This window comes from Nocardia sp. NPDC020380, from assembly GCF_044386975.1.
Lineage (GTDB): Bacteria > Actinomycetota > Actinomycetes > Mycobacteriales > Mycobacteriaceae > Nocardia.
Genome location: NZ_JBIRVQ010000008.1, coordinates 357,151 through 373,682 on the forward strand (window position 1 = coordinate 357,151; position 16,532 = coordinate 373,682).

14 protein-coding genes are annotated in these 16,532 nt (G+C 66.5%); 10 read left to right on the forward strand and 4 right to left on the reverse strand.

Annotation, left to right across the window (positions count from 1 at the left end; translation table 11 throughout):
• Positions 1-20 precede the first annotated feature (20 nt).
• The 7 genes from ACH438_RS24140 to ACH438_RS24170 all read left to right on the forward strand — a co-directional run bounded on the left by ACH438_RS24140 (position 21) and on the right by ACH438_RS24170 (position 8,033).
• On the forward strand, positions 21-1,259 hold the full coding sequence (locus ACH438_RS24140) for an acyltransferase family protein (protein WP_397008844.1): 1,239 nt from the start codon (positions 21-23) through the stop codon (positions 1,257-1,259).
• Between the two features lie 10 nt (positions 1,260-1,269).
• Positions 1,270-1,452 carry a hypothetical protein gene (locus ACH438_RS24145; protein WP_397008846.1) on the forward strand — a complete coding sequence of 61 codons (183 nt, stop codon included), beginning with the start codon at positions 1,270-1,272 and terminating at the stop codon, positions 1,450-1,452.
• The gene (locus ACH438_RS24150) at positions 1,449-2,438 is read left to right on the forward strand and encodes a 3-oxoacyl-ACP synthase III family protein (protein WP_397008848.1); all 990 of its coding nucleotides are present in this window, start codon (positions 1,449-1,451) and stop codon (positions 2,436-2,438) included. The genes ACH438_RS24145 and ACH438_RS24150 overlap by 4 nt, the downstream gene beginning before the upstream one ends.
• The gene (locus ACH438_RS24155; protein WP_397008850.1) at positions 2,439-3,917 is read left to right on the forward strand and encodes an MFS transporter; all 1,479 of its coding nucleotides are present in this window, start codon (positions 2,439-2,441) and stop codon (positions 3,915-3,917) included.
• Between the two features lie 10 nt (positions 3,918-3,927).
• A complete protein-coding gene (locus tag ACH438_RS24160) occupies positions 3,928-5,883 on the forward strand; it encodes an FAD/NAD(P)-binding protein (protein WP_397008851.1) in 1,956 nt (651 codons plus the stop codon).
• The gene (locus ACH438_RS24165) at positions 5,870-7,258 is read left to right on the forward strand and encodes an adenylosuccinate lyase family protein (RefSeq protein WP_397008852.1); all 1,389 of its coding nucleotides are present in this window, start codon (positions 5,870-5,872) and stop codon (positions 7,256-7,258) included. The genes ACH438_RS24160 and ACH438_RS24165 overlap by 14 nt, the downstream gene beginning before the upstream one ends.
• 130 nt (positions 7,259-7,388) lie before the next feature.
• Complete coding sequence (locus tag ACH438_RS24170; RefSeq protein WP_397008854.1) at positions 7,389-8,033, forward strand: hypothetical protein; 645 nt, start codon at positions 7,389-7,391, stop codon at positions 8,031-8,033.
• An 81-nt stretch (positions 8,034-8,114) separates the two neighbouring features.
• On the opposite strand, the gene ACH438_RS24175 is transcribed toward ACH438_RS24170, so the two are convergent.
• The 3 genes from ACH438_RS24175 to ACH438_RS24185 are packed head-to-tail and all read right to left on the reverse strand — an operon-like array spanning position 8,115 to position 10,899.
• A complete protein-coding gene (locus tag ACH438_RS24175; RefSeq protein ID WP_397008856.1) occupies positions 8,115-9,575 on the reverse strand; it encodes a lytic transglycosylase domain-containing protein in 1,461 nt (486 codons plus the stop codon).
• Between the two features lie 29 nt (positions 9,576-9,604).
• Entirely contained in the window at positions 9,605-10,222 is a 618-nt protein-coding gene (locus ACH438_RS24180) for a hypothetical protein (protein WP_397008858.1), read from the reverse strand.
• Complete coding sequence (locus ACH438_RS24185) at positions 10,219-10,899, reverse strand: papain-like cysteine protease family protein (RefSeq protein ID WP_397008860.1); 681 nt, start codon at positions 10,897-10,899, stop codon at positions 10,219-10,221. Before ACH438_RS24185 ends, ACH438_RS24180 begins: the two co-directional genes overlap by 4 nt.
• A gap of 169 nt (positions 10,900-11,068) precedes the next feature.
• Between ACH438_RS24185 and ACH438_RS24190 the strand changes: the two genes are divergently transcribed.
• Positions 11,069-11,938: a C1 family peptidase gene (locus ACH438_RS24190; protein ID WP_397008862.1), complete on the forward strand. Its 870-nt coding sequence runs from the start codon at positions 11,069-11,071 to the stop codon at positions 11,936-11,938.
• Positions 11,939-12,049: 111 nt separating this feature from the next.
• Here the strand turns inward: ACH438_RS24190 and ACH438_RS24195 are convergent, their stop codons facing one another.
• Complete coding sequence (locus ACH438_RS24195; RefSeq protein WP_397008864.1) at positions 12,050-12,925, reverse strand: ParB/RepB/Spo0J family partition protein; 876 nt, start codon at positions 12,923-12,925, stop codon at positions 12,050-12,052.
• A gap of 553 nt (positions 12,926-13,478) precedes the next feature.
• Here ACH438_RS24195 and ACH438_RS24200 point away from each other — a divergent pair.
• Entirely contained in the window at positions 13,479-15,026 is a 1,548-nt protein-coding gene (locus ACH438_RS24200; RefSeq protein WP_397008866.1) for a beta-N-acetylhexosaminidase, read from the forward strand.
• 9 nt (positions 15,027-15,035) lie between these two features.
• The gene (locus tag ACH438_RS24205) at positions 15,036-16,490 is read left to right on the forward strand and encodes a glycoside hydrolase family 18 protein (protein WP_397008868.1); all 1,455 of its coding nucleotides are present in this window, start codon (positions 15,036-15,038) and stop codon (positions 16,488-16,490) included.
• Positions 16,491-16,532 lie beyond the last annotated feature (42 nt).

A 16,532-nucleotide genomic window follows, 5' to 3' on the forward strand; every position in this document is an offset into this window, starting at 1 on the left:
TCAGTAGATCGGTAAAGGTCATGACCGACCTTCGTACGGCGCCGCGGGTCACCGCGGCGTCGCCCGATATCGCGCGCAGCCGCCCGGCCCTTCCGTCGCTGACGGGGGCCCGGTGGTGGGCGGCATTCGCCGTCTTCCTCCTCCACGCACTGGTGTTCCTGCCGGTGTATCCGTTCCAGAAGTCGGACCTGTTCCGGCGCATCCACTACTTCATGCCCATGCAGCTGGGCGCGGCCGGCGTCACGTTCTTCTTCGTGCTGTCCGGCTTCATCATCTACTGGTCGTTCAAGCCGGGATCCTCGGTGCCCCGGTTCTATTGGCGCCGGGTGCTGAAGATCTACCCGTCGCATCTGATCGCCTCGGTGGCCTTCATCCTGGCGGCGAGCGTGCCGCTGCACCGGCTGGTGGTGTGGGTCCCGAATCTGCTGCTGGTGCACACCTGGTTCCCGAAGTCGACCACCGTCGGCGGGCTCAATGTGCCGTCCTGGTCGCTGGCCTCGGAAATGCTGTTCTACCTGAGCTTTCCGATCTTCCTGCCGCTGATCCGGCGCATCCCCACCCGGCATCTGCTGGCCTGGACCATCGGCCTGCTGTTGTTCGTGCTGGCCCTGCACACCGCGTACTTCCTGTTCGTGGACGGCCCCAAGGGCATCGCGAACGCCTTCGCACCGCGACTGGTGCCGGGCGATGTGTCGCCGAAGTTCGAATTGCATTCCTCGCCCGCCTGGTTCGCGCGCCCCGACATCCCGGTCGCGCCGTCCTATTGGCTGAGCTACAACTTCCCGCCGTCGCGGCTGCCGGAGTTCTTCGTCGGCGTGCTCGCGGCCCGCATGGTGCTCGAAGGCCGTTGGCGCAATACGCGTATGGGGCTGCCGCTGGCACTGCTGGCCCTCTCCTACGCGGCCACCTGGGTGGTGCCGGTCAACTACAAGATGTCCGCGCTGCTGCTGGGCCCGATGACCGCCGTGGTCGCCACCCTCGCCGCGCGTGACCTGCAAGGCATTCGCGGAGTGAACTCGTCGAAGGTCATGGTCTGGCTGGGGAATGTCTCGTTCGCGTTCTACCTGATCCAGTTCCCGGTGATGGTGCTGATCACGCGGTACTTCATCGGCGGCCACGAGTACGGCTTCGCCGGCTGGCTGGGCTGGGCGGCATTGTGCCTGGTGGTGTCGACTGCCCTGGGCGCACTGCTCTACTACCGGGTCGATCTACCGCTGATGACGCGCTTCTCCGGTCGCAGAACCAAGAAAACCGGATAGCGAGGTCATCATGCGCTCTTCTTCTCAGCTGACGGACTTGCTGCGGCAGTCGCTCGTCTCCCTCGCGCCGGCGGAGGACCTGGCCCGGACTTCCGGCCCCGCCGAGGGATTCACCGTCTGCTACTGCGGCTGCGCCATGGCCGAATACGTGGTCACCCGTGACCGCGGGCCCGGACGGGGGACTCTCGAATGACACGAATCGCCGTGCTCGGCACCGGATCCTATGTACCGGAACGCCGGGTATCGAATCAGGAAGTCGCCGCCGGGGCCGGCGTCGACAGCGAATGGATCATCCGCAAGACGGAGATCCGGGAACGCCGCTGGGCCCATTCCGGCCAGGCCACTTCGGATCTCGCGACCGAGGCCGCCGCCGCGGCCCTGGAATCCGCGGGCATCGGCGCGCACGAGTTGCGCACCATCGTGGTCGCCACCTCGACGCCCGATCAGCCGCAGCCGCCGACCGCGGCGTTCGTGCAGCACAATCTGTCGGCGCACGACGCCTCGGCGTTCGATGTGAACGCGGTGTGCTCCGGCTTCGTCTTCGCGCTGTCCACGGTGGAGGCCGCGCTGGCTCGCGCGGGCGGCGGGTACGGGCTGGTGGTGGGCGCCGATGTCTACTCGCGGATTCTCGACCCGGCCGATCGCCGCACGGTGGTGCTGTTCGGCGACGGCGCGGGCGCGGTCGTGCTCGGCCCGGCCGCCCGGGGCGGTATCGAACGCTCGGATCTGCACACCTTCGGGGAATTCACCTCGATGATCCAGGTGCCCGGCGGCGGCAGCCGCCGGCCGTTGGACCCGGCCGCGCACGCGCTGGGTGCGCAGTACTTCACCATGGACGGCCGCGGGGTTCGCGAGTTCGTGGCGGACCGGCTGCCCTTGCTGGTCAAGCAATTCCTGCACGACTGCGGCGTGGCTCCCGACGATATCGCGCACCTGATTCCGCATCAGGCCAACGGGGTCATGCTGGCGCAGCTCGAACAGGATCTCGGATTGCCGAATGCCGCGCTGCACACCACCGTCACCCGATTCGGGAACACGGGCGCGGCGTCGGTACCGATCACCCTCGATCACGCATCCCGTTCGGGCGCACTGCATCCCGGCGAGAAGGCGCTGCTGATGGGCTTCGGCGGCGGTATGGCGGTCGGGCTCACGCTCCTCGAATGGGAAAGAGAGAAATAGATGTCCACGATCACGGAGGAGCCGTCGTTCCTCGCGACCAGACGCGGCAAACTCACCCTGATATTGCTCTGCACGGCAGCGTTTCTCGACTTCGTCGACAGTTCGATCGTCAATCTCGCACTGCCGGCGATCCAGCGCGAGATGAAGCTGTCGGTGACCACGCTGCAGTGGATCACCACCGGCTATCTGCTCACCTACGGCGGCCTCATGCTGCTGGGCGGGCGGCTGGCCGACCTGCTCGGGCGCCGCCGCATCCTGATGGCCGGCACCGCGATCATCGGAATCTCCTCCGCCACAGCGGGCTTCGCGCATCACAGCGAGTTGCTGATCGGCTCCCGCTTCGCGCAGGGCATCGGCGCGGCGCTCATGCTGCCCGCGGCGCTGTCCAGCCTGACCACCAGCTTCCGGCACGGCTCCGACCGCAGCACCGCGCTGGGCGTCTGGGGCGGCGTCGGCGGTCTGGGCGCGGCGTCCGGTCTGGTGCTGGGCGGCGTCATCACCCAGGGTCCCGGCTGGCGGTGGGTGTTCTTCGTCAACACCCCGGTGGCGGCGCTGCTGCTGCTCGCCATTCCGCTGCTGATTCCGAGCGACCGGCACAACGAGGTGCGGCGCGGTTTCGACGTGCTCGGCACGGTGCTGGCCACCGGCGGCCTGATGCTGCTGGTCTACGCGTTGGTGGAGGCTCCGGACCGGGGCTGGTCCAGCGCTCGTACCGTGCTCGAACTGCTGCTGGCCGCGGCGCTGCTGGCCGGGTTCGTGCTGAACGAGCACCGGATCTCGAATCCGCTGGTGCCGCTGTCGATCTTCCGCGTCCGCGGGCTGGCCGCCGCCGATCTCACCCAGATGCTGGTGGCCGCGGGCATGATGTCGCTGTTCTTCTTCGTCACGCTCTACGCCCAGTCGGTGCTCGGCTACGGGGAGATCAAGGCGGGCTGCGCGTATCTGCCGTTCAGCGCGACCATCATCGTGGTCTCCGGGCTCACGACCAAGCTGGTGCCCCGCTTCGGCACCCGGCCGGTCACGGTCGTCGGCGCCGCGGTGGCCGGTTTCGGCATCCTGCTGCTCTCCGGAATCCCCACGCACGGTTCGTATGTGCAGGATCTGCTGCCCGGTCTGATGATCACGGCGGCCGGTTCGGCGGCGGTGTTCGTCGCCAATACGACCGCCGCCAATGCGGGCGTGGCAGCGGACAAGGCCGGGCTGGCGGCGGCATTGCTCAATACCGCGCAGCAGATCGGTGTGGCCCTGGGTGTGGCGATACTGACCGCGATCTCGGTGTCCCGCACCGACAGTCAGCTGGCGCAGGGGCATCTGCCGCTCGATGCGATGACGGCCGGCTTCCGGCGTGCGCTGCTGTTCGCGGGCATCATCGCCGCCCTCGGCGCGGTGACCGCCCTGCGCACCGTCAGTACGCGCGGCGAGGCCGCGGAGCCCGTAGCGGAACCGCAGATCGACAAGGTTGCCGTCCAACAGTCCTGAAGGTGACATCGTGTCCAGTCACAACCCCTTGCGCCTCGCCGTGGTCGGTGTCGGCCCGCGCGGGCTGAGTTTCTTCGAGCGGATCTGCGCCAACCTGCGCCGGGACGGCGACCGTCCCGGCGCGGAGATCCATCTCGTGGACTCCACCCAGGTCGGCACCGGATCCGTCTGGCGCACAGATCAATCCAGACATCTGCTGATGAATACCGTGGCGGCACAGGTCACGATCTTCACCGACGACAGCGTGGCGATGGAGGGCCCCGTGGCGCCGGGCCCCAGCCTGTACGAATGGGCCAGTTTCCTGGCGAAGATCGGCAACTTCGCCCACCTGCCCGCCGATATGTACGCGGAGGCCCGGCGCACCGCCCCCAACACGTACCCCACCCGTGCCTTCTACGGCCACTACCTGCGCTGGGCCTACGAGCACATTCGCGACCGGTACTCGCCGTGGCTGCGGATCCACGAGATCACCGCCACCGCCACCGATCTGCGGGACGAGGAATCGGGCCTGCAGGAGCTGACGCTCAGTACCGGCGAGCGGATCGGCGGGCTGCACGCCGTCGTGCTGGCCCAGGGGCATCTGCAACCGGCCGACGACGCCGGACCGGTCGCCACGGTGGGCCCGCGCCCGGGCCTGCTGCACATCGCGCCGGTGAACGCCGCCGACGTCGACGTGGACCGGGTGCCGGAGGGGTCCGTCACCATCGTGCGCGGGCTCGGCCTCACCTTCTTCGATTACGCCGCGCTGCTGACCGTGGGCCGTGGCGGCTGCTTCAAGGAGACCCAGCAGGAAGGGGTGCTGGAATACATTCCCTCCGGCCGGGAGCCGTTGATCGTGGCCGGATCCCGGCGTGGCGTACCGCATCACGCGCGCGGCGAGAATCAGAAGGCCATCGAGGAGCGGCACGTGCCGACGCTGCTCGATCCCGCCCGGATCGCCGAACTGCGCTGGCGGGCAGAGCATTTCGGTGATCTTTCCTTCCGGCGCGACGTCTGGCCGCTGGTGGCGCGGGAAGTGGAGGCCGTCTATTACGGTCTGCTCGTCACCGACCGCGTCAGCCCGCGGGAGCTGCGCGATTTCCGCCGGCGGTACCTCGAGGCGCCGACCGAGCGGACGGCCGCGGACGTCCTCGCCGAATACCGGATCCCGGCCGCGCAGCGGTGGGACTGGGCCGTGCTCGGCGATCCTACCGGGGGTCGGCGCTTCGGCGGCGTGGATCGGTTCCACGAGTGGCTGATCGGCTACCTGGAGGCCGATGTGCGCAATGCCCGGCTCGGCAATGTGCACGGCCCGGTCAAGGCGGCGCTGGACGTGTTGCGCGATCTGCGCAACGAGATCCGGTTGATCGTCGACCACGGCGGCATCACCGGGCGCTCCTACCGTGAGGACCTCGACGGCTGGTACACGCCGTTGAACGCCTTCCTGTCGATCGGGCCGCCGGCCACCCGCATCGCCGAGTTGTCGGCGCTGATCCGGGCGGGCGTGGTGCGGATCGTGGGACCGGGCATGCGGGTCCGGCTCGACTCCGCCGCGGGCTGTTTCGTGGCGGACTCCCCGATGGTGGATGGCTCCACCGTGACCGGCGAGACGCTCATCGACGCGCGGCTGCCCGAACCGGATCTCGGCGCCACCGGTGACGCGCTCATGCGTAATCTGCTGCGGAGCAACCGGATTCGCGGCTTCACGCTGTCCGATCCGGACGGCCGCCGCTATCCGACCGGCGGCCTGGACGTGGCCCGCGACTCGCACGCGGTCCTGGATGCCGCGGGCCGCCCGCATCCGCGGCGTTTCGCGGTGGGGGTGCCCACCGAGGCCGTGCACTGGGTGACCGCGGCCGGTCCGCGCCCGGGCGTGAACTCGGTGACCCTGTCCGACAACGACAGCATCGCCCGCGCCATCCTCGCCGCACATCGGGACACCGGCGGCGTACTCCAGCGAAAGGACCCCGTCGATGTATTCGGATAGTGGCTTGCTGTCCCCGGTCCGGGCCGGCGCCCCCGTCGAGGACCTGGTGTCCGACGACGCCTGGATCGAGGCCATGCTCGAGGTGGAACTGGCGCTGGCGCGGGCGCAGGCCCGGCTGGGGATCATTCCCGCCGATGTCGTCGGGCCGATCCATCTGGCGGTGCGGTCGCACCGGTTCGATGCCCGCGCGCTGGCGCGGGCCTCGCGCGGCGCGGCCAATCCGGTGGTGGCGTTCGTGCAGGAACTGCAGCGGGTGGTGGCCGAGGTCGATCCCGACAGCGCCGGGCTGGTGCACTGGGGATCGACCAGTCAGGACATCTTCGATACCGCGGCCATGCTGATCGCCGCGCGTGCGCTGACGGCGATCATCGACGACCTGGAGTCGAGCGTGCACGGCCTGACCGGCCTGGCGGACCGGCACCGCGACACGCTCCTGGCCGCCCGCACGCTCGGTATGCACGCCGTGCCGACCACCTTCGGGGCGCGGGTCGCGAGCTGGATCCAGGGCCTGCTGGACGGCGCCGACCGGCTGTTGCGGGTGCGGGACGGACTGCCCGTGCAACTCGGCGGCGCCGCGGGCACTTTCGCGTCCTACATCGAGTGCGCCCGCCGCAGCGACGGCGAGCTCGCCACCGCGAGCGCCACCGAGATCCACGCCCGCCTGACTGGGGAATTGGCGGCGGAACTGTCCCTGGCGCAACCGGTTTCCGCATGGCACAGTGTCCGTACGCCGATCGCCGATCTGGCGGGCGCACTGGCCACGACCTCGGGTGCGCTCGGTAAGTTCGCCGTCGATGTGATCTCCCAATCCCGCACCGAGGTGATGGAGGTATCCGAACCGGCCGCGGCGGGCCGCGGTGAATCGTCGGCCATGCCGCAGAAGCGGAATCCCGTGCTGGCCACCATGATCCGCACCGCCGCGCTGCAGGTGCCGGCCCTGGCGGCCACCCTGTTCGCCGCCATGCCCGCCGAGGACGAGCGCTCGCCCGGCGCCTGGCACGCCGAATGGCAGCCGCTGCGCGAGATCCTGCTGCTGGTCGGCGGATCCGCGTACACCGCGGCCGAACTCGCCGCGGGACTGCGGGCCGATCCGGATCGCATGAGCCGCACCCTGGCGTCGAGTCACGGCCAGGTGATGGCCGAACGTCTCTCGATCCGTCTCTCGCCCTTGCTGGGCCGCACGGAATCGAAGAAGGTGCTGCAGACCGCCGCCTTCGAGGCCGAGGAAACCGGAACCGCCCTCGCCGAGATTCTCGCCGCCAATGCCGCCGTGCGCAATCATCTCGGCGTCGAGGAAATCCGCGAATTACTGCGTCCCGAAACCTATCTGGGGGTGGCGCCGGATCTGATCGATCTGGTTCTCGGCCGCCGCTGAACCGCGCGGCGTATTTCTGAAATAGAATTGAACATCATTGCTGCGGTGGAGCTTTCGATCGAAACTTGAATGGCAGTCGGATCGGCTGTCCAGTCTGGTTCACATTCGCATTGCTCTGAAGGAGTAAATAATGTTCGACAAGCTGTTTTTCGCGCGCGCGTCAATGGTCGCGGTAGGTTGTGCGGCGGCCGCGGTCACGATTATCGGCCCGGCGCAGGCCGATGGGGGCTCGACCACGGTCAGCCCCGCCGGAGCCGCCGTCACCGCCACCAACCAGGGACCGGTGACCGCGACCGTCGGCATCGTGACTGCCAGCTGTGACAACGTCACCGCGACCGGTTCGGTGCCCGCCGCGCCGAACAACCAGAATTCGAACGGCCCGGTATCGGTGTCGATCGGCTCGCCGGCGGTCAGCGGATGCTCGGGCAGTATTCCGGGCACCACCGCGACCGCGAGCACTTCCGGCAACTGGGCGGTCTCGGTGCAGAACGGGTCCTCGATCGCCGGCAATCTCATGATTCCCCAGGGCGGGTTGACGATTACCACCAGTGGATTGGCGAATTGCGTCGCCGTGGTCGCGCCGGACGGGCCGGTTTCCGTCACCGGAACCTTCACCAACGGCAGCCCGTCGACGGTGTCGGCCAGTAATGTCACGGTGCCGGTTTCGATTACCGGTGGCGGCCTCTGCCCGACGAATACCACGGCCACGGTGTCGGCCGTCTTCGCGCTGACCAACGCCACCGACCCGACCCAGCCGATCACCGTCGGCCCGTAGTCGGATTACCGCGCATCGACCCGCAGGACAAAGCCCGCGTACAGATTCTGTACGCGGGCTTTTTGTCGTGTCAGGGGCAATTCAGTAAGGGCGAACCGCACCCGCCGGCACGGGCGCTGTCGTTGTTGTTGTGGTGGTCGTTGTGGTGGTGGGTGTAGTCGTTGTGGTGGTAGGAGTGGCGGAGGGCGCCGAATCCGAAGACGGCACAAGCGATTCCGGTGCGGACAGGTTCGATGCCGTGGGCGTGGTTGTCGGTGTGCTCGTCGTTGTCGTCGGCGTGGTCGATGTGGTGGTGGGGAGCGGACTCGAGGTAGTGGGCAGGGGCGTGGTGGTAGTGGGCAGCAGCGCCGTCGTGCTGGGGAGCGGAGTTGTGGTGGTGGGTAAGGGGGTTGGTGACGGCGCCGCCGGGATGGGGTCGTCCTGGGTCGTATCCGGCTGCGCCGGGGGTACGGGGCAGAAGATCCCGCACGGGATCGGCGGCAGGCCCGGGATATTGATGAAGACGTCGATTCTGAACTGGTCCGGCGCCGACCCCGTGGTGCCGGAGTTCGACGGGTCGGGCGTCAGCGGGGGAGCGGTGGTGATTCCCGGCAGGGCCGTGATCGAGGGGACGGGCGTCATCCCCGGGACGGTCGTGCCCGGCGGGGCGGGGGAGGTGGAAGCGCTCACGTCCGCGGTGCCGACCGTCATGCTGGACCCCGCGCCATCGGGCATGGGTCCCGTCCCGCCGGGGCTGCTCACCTGGATGGACGTGCCGCCGTCCTGGTAGGCGACAGACCAGCTCAGCACCTGGTCCGCATAGGACGTGGACTTGTTGTAGCGCAGGATCGCCTGCAGCTCTTGGTCCTTGTTGCGCAGGTCGAGTCCGCCCGAGCACAGGTATTTGCCCGCGGCCAGGGCGGCGTCGAAGACATTGTTCGGATCGGGATGGCCGTTACCGCGCCCGTCGGCGGCGTACACCGCCCAGGTGCCGGGCAGGAACTGCATGGGCCCGATCGCCCGGACATAGCCGCCGTCACTGGCCTTGATGACCTCGTTGCCCGGCAGTGAACCATCCAGCGCCGGACCGTAGATGGTGCCGACGGTGGTCCCGTCCGCGTCGGTGTGGCCGTTGTCGGCGTGATTGGACTCGACTTTCCCGATGCCCGCCAACAGGTTCCAGGTCAAGCCGCAGTTCGGCGTCGAGGACTGCAGCTGCTGCGCGGCCTTGTGATACGCGTCGAGCGCGATCTGCGGAATACCCAGCGACCCGTCGTGTGGCGCCGGGGCGTTGTGCGGTGCGGGCGCGTTGTGCGGTGCCGGTGCGTCGTGCCGTGGCGGGGCGGCCTGTGGTGGTGGGACAGCCTGTGGCGGCGCGTCCTTTCGCGGCAGGGCGGCGCCGGGTGGCGCGATGCGGTCGTCGGCGCGCGGGGTGGCCGAATGCGCCTGGGTGGCAGCCAAATTCACGTCCGCGACCGGGGTGCCGCTGTGCGCCACCGAGCCCGAGGTCAGGAAGCCCATGGCCAATAGCGCGGATACGGTAACAGGACCGGGAATTCGCATGGGAGATCAATCCTCTCGAAATGTTTACGTCACCGCGACGCCAGCCATTGCTTGAACTGCCCGGTGTCGAATACTTTCCCTGCCAGATCGCCGTCGGTGCTCGATCGGATTGCGGTGACACGGGTTTCGGTCCAGCCGAACCAGGTGTGCGACGGATAATCCAGCAGTAGCCGGGCATCGGGGGTCAGGGCCCGAGCGGCCTCGGCCTCCTCGGTGCCGGTGGCAATGGCTTGCGGGCTGTACGGCGGGCTCGGGGTGAGCTGCAGCATGTCGATGCCGGACCGCGCGCCGATGTGCACCGGCACAGCGAGATAGGACGGCATGCCCGCGGAGCGCAGTGTCGAATCGGCGCCGCCGGCGAATTTCGGATCCGTGGCATACACGAGAACGGGTATCCCGTCGCGCCGCAGCGACGCCGACGGGGAACCGGGATCGAACGGATTCTGCGACCGCAGAAAGGATCCGGCGAGCTGCCCGGCCGCGGGGGTAGCCAGCACCCGATCGACCGCGTCGGCGTCCGGGGCGATGATCCACCCCGCATCGGAATGCAGCGGATGATCACGGGTCCGATGTTCGGCCACATACACCTGTACGCACAGACCCGTGATGACCAGAAACACTGCGGCAGTGAGTATCTGGCGGATCATTCCGTCTTGGAGATTCTGTAGTCCTCGCCGAACCAGGTCCACGCCGAGTTCTGGCTGTACGACGCCAGCGTCTGCGTGACCTGCCGCTGGGAGGTCGGCCAGGGATCCCCGTAGGTGATCGTGCCCGCGTCCGCGTCATAGCCATAGATGACCTGCGCGTGCCCGCCGCCCGCGGCCCAGGCGATTCCGGTGAGAATCGGGTGATTCGCGGTGATCTCGTCGGAGATGGTTTTCATCGAGAACGGCGAGCCGACCTTCGCCGTGAATCCGATCTTGCCGAATGCGGCGGCGATCTCTTCGAGCGACGCATTGTCATTGGGGCAGGTGCCGTCGGCGCCCGCGCCGTGCACGAGTTTGCAATAGTCGTTCTGGTCGATCGAATAGCCGAGATATCCGGAGATCGACGCACCGTCGGCCGCCCAGCACCATTGATTCCATTCCTGCACCTGCTGGGCGTAGGGCAGGGTCTGCGCCCCGGTCGCCGCCTCGCGCGGTTCGAGGACGCCGGGCAGTCCGGTCGATACCCGCAGCCCGGAGGGCCGGCCGCTGAAATCCTTCCCATCGGGCGGGGGATCGGCTATCGAACTGCTCTGCACGAGGGCCAGGCTGATCATCACCGCGGTGAGGGCCGAGCCGAGAAGTTTCCACTCCGGTCGCACCAGCGCACTTCCTTTCACGCGAAATTGTGCAATGAATCGATCGTAATTTCCCGTGGTGTGACGGAAAACGATGAACATTTGAACGGGCTGAACATCCTTGAACGCTCTTGCCTGGTCCGGGAATTGCGCGAAATATCGAATCCGTCGCGCACAATCTCGCGACGATAATCACAGCCAGGAGAATTACATGCGTTATTCATGCCTGCCCGCCGCAGTGGCATTCGTCGTCGGTGTCGGAATCGTCTCGGCGGGATTCGCGGTCGCGGACCCGACGCCCACCACCCCCGGCGGCAACCTTCCGCACCACGGCATGGGTCTCGATCTGAAAGCGGTGAAGGCCGTCAAGGGTCGGGACACCAGCTCCGGCAATGCGCTGCCGGTCCGCGTCGGCGCGGTCGGTGCACCGCCGGCCGAGTACTCGCTGCAGCAGTACGCGATCTCCCCGGGAGATCAGGGTTCCGTCGGCTCGTGCGTGACCTGGGCGACCGGGTACACCGGCTACGGGCTGCTGATGAACGAGCAGAACATCACCGGCGGCCCGATGGCCCCGATGTACATCTACTCGCAGATCGCGAAGGGCAACGATCAGGGCACCTATGCCTCGGTCGCCCTCCCGATGGAGGAACAGCAGGGCATCGACACCAAGTCCGACTACTACCAGGGCGATTTCGACTTCACCACCCAGCCCACCGACGCCGAGCGGGCGAATGCCGCGCAGTACCAGCTCTCCGGCGACAAGGATCTGACCCAGGGCGACGTGGTGTCCAATATCAAGCAGTCGATCGCCGCGGGCATGCCGGTGCCGATCGGATTCCAGGTCCGGTCGAGTTTCGAGAACCTGAACAGCAGCAACTACAACTACACCCCCGATCCGTCCGACACCGTCATCGGTGGCCACGAGGTGACGATCGTCGCCTACGACGAGAACGGCGTCACCATCGAGAACTCGTGGGGATCGAACTGGGGCAACAGCGGATTCTTCACCGCCCCTTGGTCTTTCATCACCGGCGGGGATGTGGACGAAGTCCACTCGATGGGCCGGCTCGTCACCCAGTAACGCTGATTGCACGGGTCGTTCAATGGTGAGGGTTGGACTGCACCCGAATTGAATCGAATTGCATCGGTACCCCGGTTCCTGTCGGCATCACCGACAGGAACCGGGGTCGTTTCAACCGTCGCGGCGTTCCAGATACGCCGCGAACCTGCGCCAATCCTCGGCGAGGAAATAAGCGAGCTCGACGATCAGGGTCACGGTGTGAGCGGGCATGGCATCCACGACAGTCTCGAGTCCGGTATTCGCGACCGCGTATACGTCCAGCCGGCGCAGCAGTGCGCGACCGGCCTCGGTGAACCGCAGCGAGGGATCCGCCCGCAGCCGCTGGATCACCAGCCGGGGATCCTTGATCTGCATCCGCTCGGCCGTACGGGGCGGCAATGGGGAACGCCGGGCCGGCTCGGGTTCATGGGCGATGGCCGGCGAATTCCGCGGCTTCCGTTCGGGAATCGGATCGTCGCCGCGGCGCAGCCGCTGCCGCACATCGTGGGCCGTTCCGAGCGATACGCCGGCCGCCTTGGCGACTTCCCGCAGCGGCGCTTCCGGTGAGCGGGTCATGAGTTCACTCGCGAGCCGCCGGCCATTCTCGGTACTCGAGGAATGCAGCCGGCCGTCTCTGCCGAGGCGGATGTTCGCCTGGGTGTCTACCCCAGTCGAACGGCGTAGCGCTCCGACCGTCTTGTGTGAGAGGCCGGTCGTCACGCCGATGGCCCGGTCCGACCATTCCGGGCATTCTCCGATGATGCGGGCGGCGGCGGCTTTCCGGTCGGCCAATGACAGCGGCAGGCCGTGTGTGATGTTCATCTGCACGGACATAATGAACGCTTCCGCTTCGGTGCCGTGGAAGAATCGCGCCGAGATTCTCTCATCCCCCCGCAATCGTGCGGCGCCGACGCGATGAGCGCCGTCGATCACCCGCATAGTCGGCCGATGCACCAGGATTGGCGGCAGTGTTTCGCCGGTCTCCGCCAGTGCGCGAATATGAGCCACGTCTTCCCCTATAAGGCGTGGCGAGCCGGCCAGTACCAAGGAGTCGATAGGTACCTCGACCGTGCATATTTGGTTCGCCTCCTGTTCATCTATCGCGAGCGGTCCGCTCGGGAACACAGAGGCATCGGGGGTGGTACGGACTTCTTGGTCCATCGACGTGACTCCCAACATGTTGATCGCGCTCGGCTCTATTGCCCCTCAGCTCGAGCGCCGCACAGTGTTTCAACAGGTACTTTAAAGGTTCTTCTCAGACAAGGAACCATGTTGAACATGTGCACAAATGGCCTCCCAAGGCCTCGTTGCACATCTGTGATATACAAATTGACTGCACGGCTGTGTTAACTCGGATGAGAAAATACTCGCTTCTCTATTTCAACTACATTCCGTGCCGGGGCTCTATACGATATGGGGTTGGTGATCTTCAGGGGGCGCCTTGAACGGCATTGGCCGACCGGCCGTGCACCCGTAATCTGATGCCCATCCTTCTTCTCCCCCACTGCATCGGTGGTGCATCTTGTGGAAGTTGTTATCCCCCTTGGTATTAGGAACCCTCATGGGCTTGTGGGTGCTCGGTCCACCCGGCCTGGCGGGCTTCGCGGCGGCGGACGATCCGCCGGCGACCGAACGTGCGGTCACCGATATCGTCCCGGCGCCCGTGCAGGCGCGGCCCGATCCCGCCGCGAATTTCACGCTGACCGCGGACAGTGTGATCCGCGCCGAGTATCAAGCCCATGACGTGGCCGACTACCTGGGCGATCTGCTGCGCCCCGCAACGGGATTCGCGATACCCGTGGTGGATCGGTACGACACGTCCAAGCCCGGGATCACGCTGCAACTGGGCGATGCCGATCAACAGCTCGGCAGTGAAGGTTACCAACTGACGGTGGCCAAAGATGGAATAACCCTGCAGGCCAACACAACCGACGGATTGTTCGAGGGTGTGCAGTCGCTGCGCCAGCTGTTTCCCTCCGCGATCGGAAAATCGTCGGTGCAGCAACAGGATTGGACGGTCTCGGGCGGCACGGTGTTCGATTATCCGCGGTTCGCGCGGCGCGGCGCCATGCTCGATGTCGCCCGGCACTTCTTCGGCCCCGATCAGGTCAAGCGCTATATCGATCAGATCGCCCAGTACAAGATCAATACCCTGCATCTGCACCTGACCGACGATCAGGGCTGGCGCATCGAGATCAAGAGCTGGCCGCAGCTGACCGAGATCGGCGGCAAGACGGCGGTCGACGGTGATCCGGGCGGCTTCTACACCCAGGATCAATACACGGATATCGTGAATTACGCTGCGTCCCGCCACATTACGGTGGTGCCCGAGGTGGACATGCCCGGCCACACCAATGCCGCGCAAGCCTCCTACGGCGAACTGAACTGCGACGGTAAACCGGTGCCGCCGCGCACCGATATCGATGTGGGCTACAGCTCGCTGTGCATCTCGAGCCCGACCACCTACAAGTTCGTCGAGGACGTCATTCGCGAGCTGGCGGCGCTGACCCCCGGCCCGTATCTGGATATCGGCGGTGACGAGGCCAAGTCCACGTCGGCCGCGGATTACAGCGCCTTCTACGCGAAGGTGATGCCGCTGGTTTCCGAGTACGGCAAGCAGATTCAGGGCTGGCACAATATCGTCGAGGCGAATCCGCCCGTCTCGGCCGTGCCGGAGTACTGGGACACCTCCCGGACCAATGCCGATGTCGCCGCGGCGGCCGCGCGCGGCAACAAGATTCTGATGGCGCCGGCCGACAAGGCCTATCTGGATATGAAATACACGCCGGACGATCCGCTGGGCCTGCACTGGGCGGGTTATGTCGAGGTGAAGGACGCCTACGACTGGGATCCCGCGACCGTGCTGCAGGGCGTGCCGGAGAGCAGCGTGGCCGGCGTCGAGGCCCCGCTCTGGTCGGAAACCTTGCGCACCAGCGCCGATATCGAATATCAGGCCTTTCCGCGCCTGGCCGGAATCGCCGAGATCGGCTGGTCTCCGGCCGCGACCCACAACTGGGACGACTACCGGAAGCGGCTCGCCGCACAGGGTCCGATCTGGACCGCGCAGGGCATCAACTTCTACCGCTCACCGCAGGTGGACTGGAAGTAAGGAGGAATCATGCCGTCAGCAAGATTCACGGCATTCATCGCGACCATGGCGGCCGTGGTGATCGGCGCGTCCACGGCGCTGGTGGGATCGTCCGCCGCCGCGCCGGCCGCCGCGTCCGGTGGCATCAAGGTCGCCTACTACGACCAATGGTCGTTGTACGAGAACGCCTTCTACCTGAAGAACGTCGACTCCGAAGGCATCGCCGACAAGCTCGACTACCTGATCTACGACTTCGAGAACATCGATCCGGCCAACCTGACGTGCTTCGAGGCGAACAAGGCGGCGGATCAGAACGACAACAATCCGAACGCCGGTGACGGCGCGGGCGATTCGTACGCCGATTACGGCAAGACGTTCGACGCGTCGAGCAGCGTCGACGGCTCGGCCGATGCCTGGAACGACCCGATCGTGGGGAACTTCAAGCAGCTGAAGGAATTGAAGGCGAAGCATCCGAATCTCAAAGTCCTGCTGTCGCTGGGCGGCTGGACCTATTCGAAGTACTTCTCCGATGTCGCGGCGAGCGATCCGGCCCGCAAGAAGTTCGTCTCCTCCTGCGTCGATATGTTCCTGAAGGGAAATCTGCCCTCGCAGAACGGATACGGCGGTGCGGGCACCGGTGCGGGCATCTTCGACGGGTTCGATCTGGATTGGGAGTATCCCGGCGGTGGCGGTCACACCGGTAATCACGCGACTCCCGCGGACAAGGCGAACTTCACGGCGCTGGCGTCCGAGTTCCGCACGGAGCTGGACGCCCAGGGCACGGCCGACAACAAGCACTACGCCTTGACCGCCGCGCTGGCCGCCGGTCAGGACAAGATCGTCAATTACGAGACCAATAATCTGGGCCAGTACCTGGATTTCGGCGATCTCATGTCGTACGACATGCACGGCGGCTGGGAAGCGACCGGTCCGACCAATTTCCAGGATCCCCTCTACAGCCGTCCGGACGACCCGATGACCCCGATTCCGCCCGGGACGGCGAAGTACAACACCGATGAGGCGGTCACCGCCTGGACCACCGGCGACAGCTCCTACAACATCCCCGGCGGATTCCCGGCGAACAAACTGACCCTGGGCTTCCCGTTCTATTACCGCGGCTGGACCGGCGTCCCGGCGGGCAGCAACAACGGCCTCTTCCAGACCGCCACCGGACCGGCGCCCGGCGCTCCGCTCTCCGGCAATGTCCCCGGAATCCGTATGTACAAGGAACTTTCGGGCGTGGTCGACAACCCGTCCGATACCTTCTACGACCCGACCGCCCAAGCCGCCTATTTCTACGACGGCACCAATTGGTGGGCGGGTGACTCCACCCAATCCGTGCAGGCCAAGTCCGATTACCTGCACTGCCACGGCCTGGCCGGAGCCATGATGTACTCCCTCGAGAACCTGGACCCGGCGACAACGCTTTTGAACAATGTCGTCACCGACGTGAACGGCGCCGCGGGCAGCTGCGCTGCGCACTGACGAACGATCGACACGGGCGGGCCTCCCACACCGGAGGCCCGC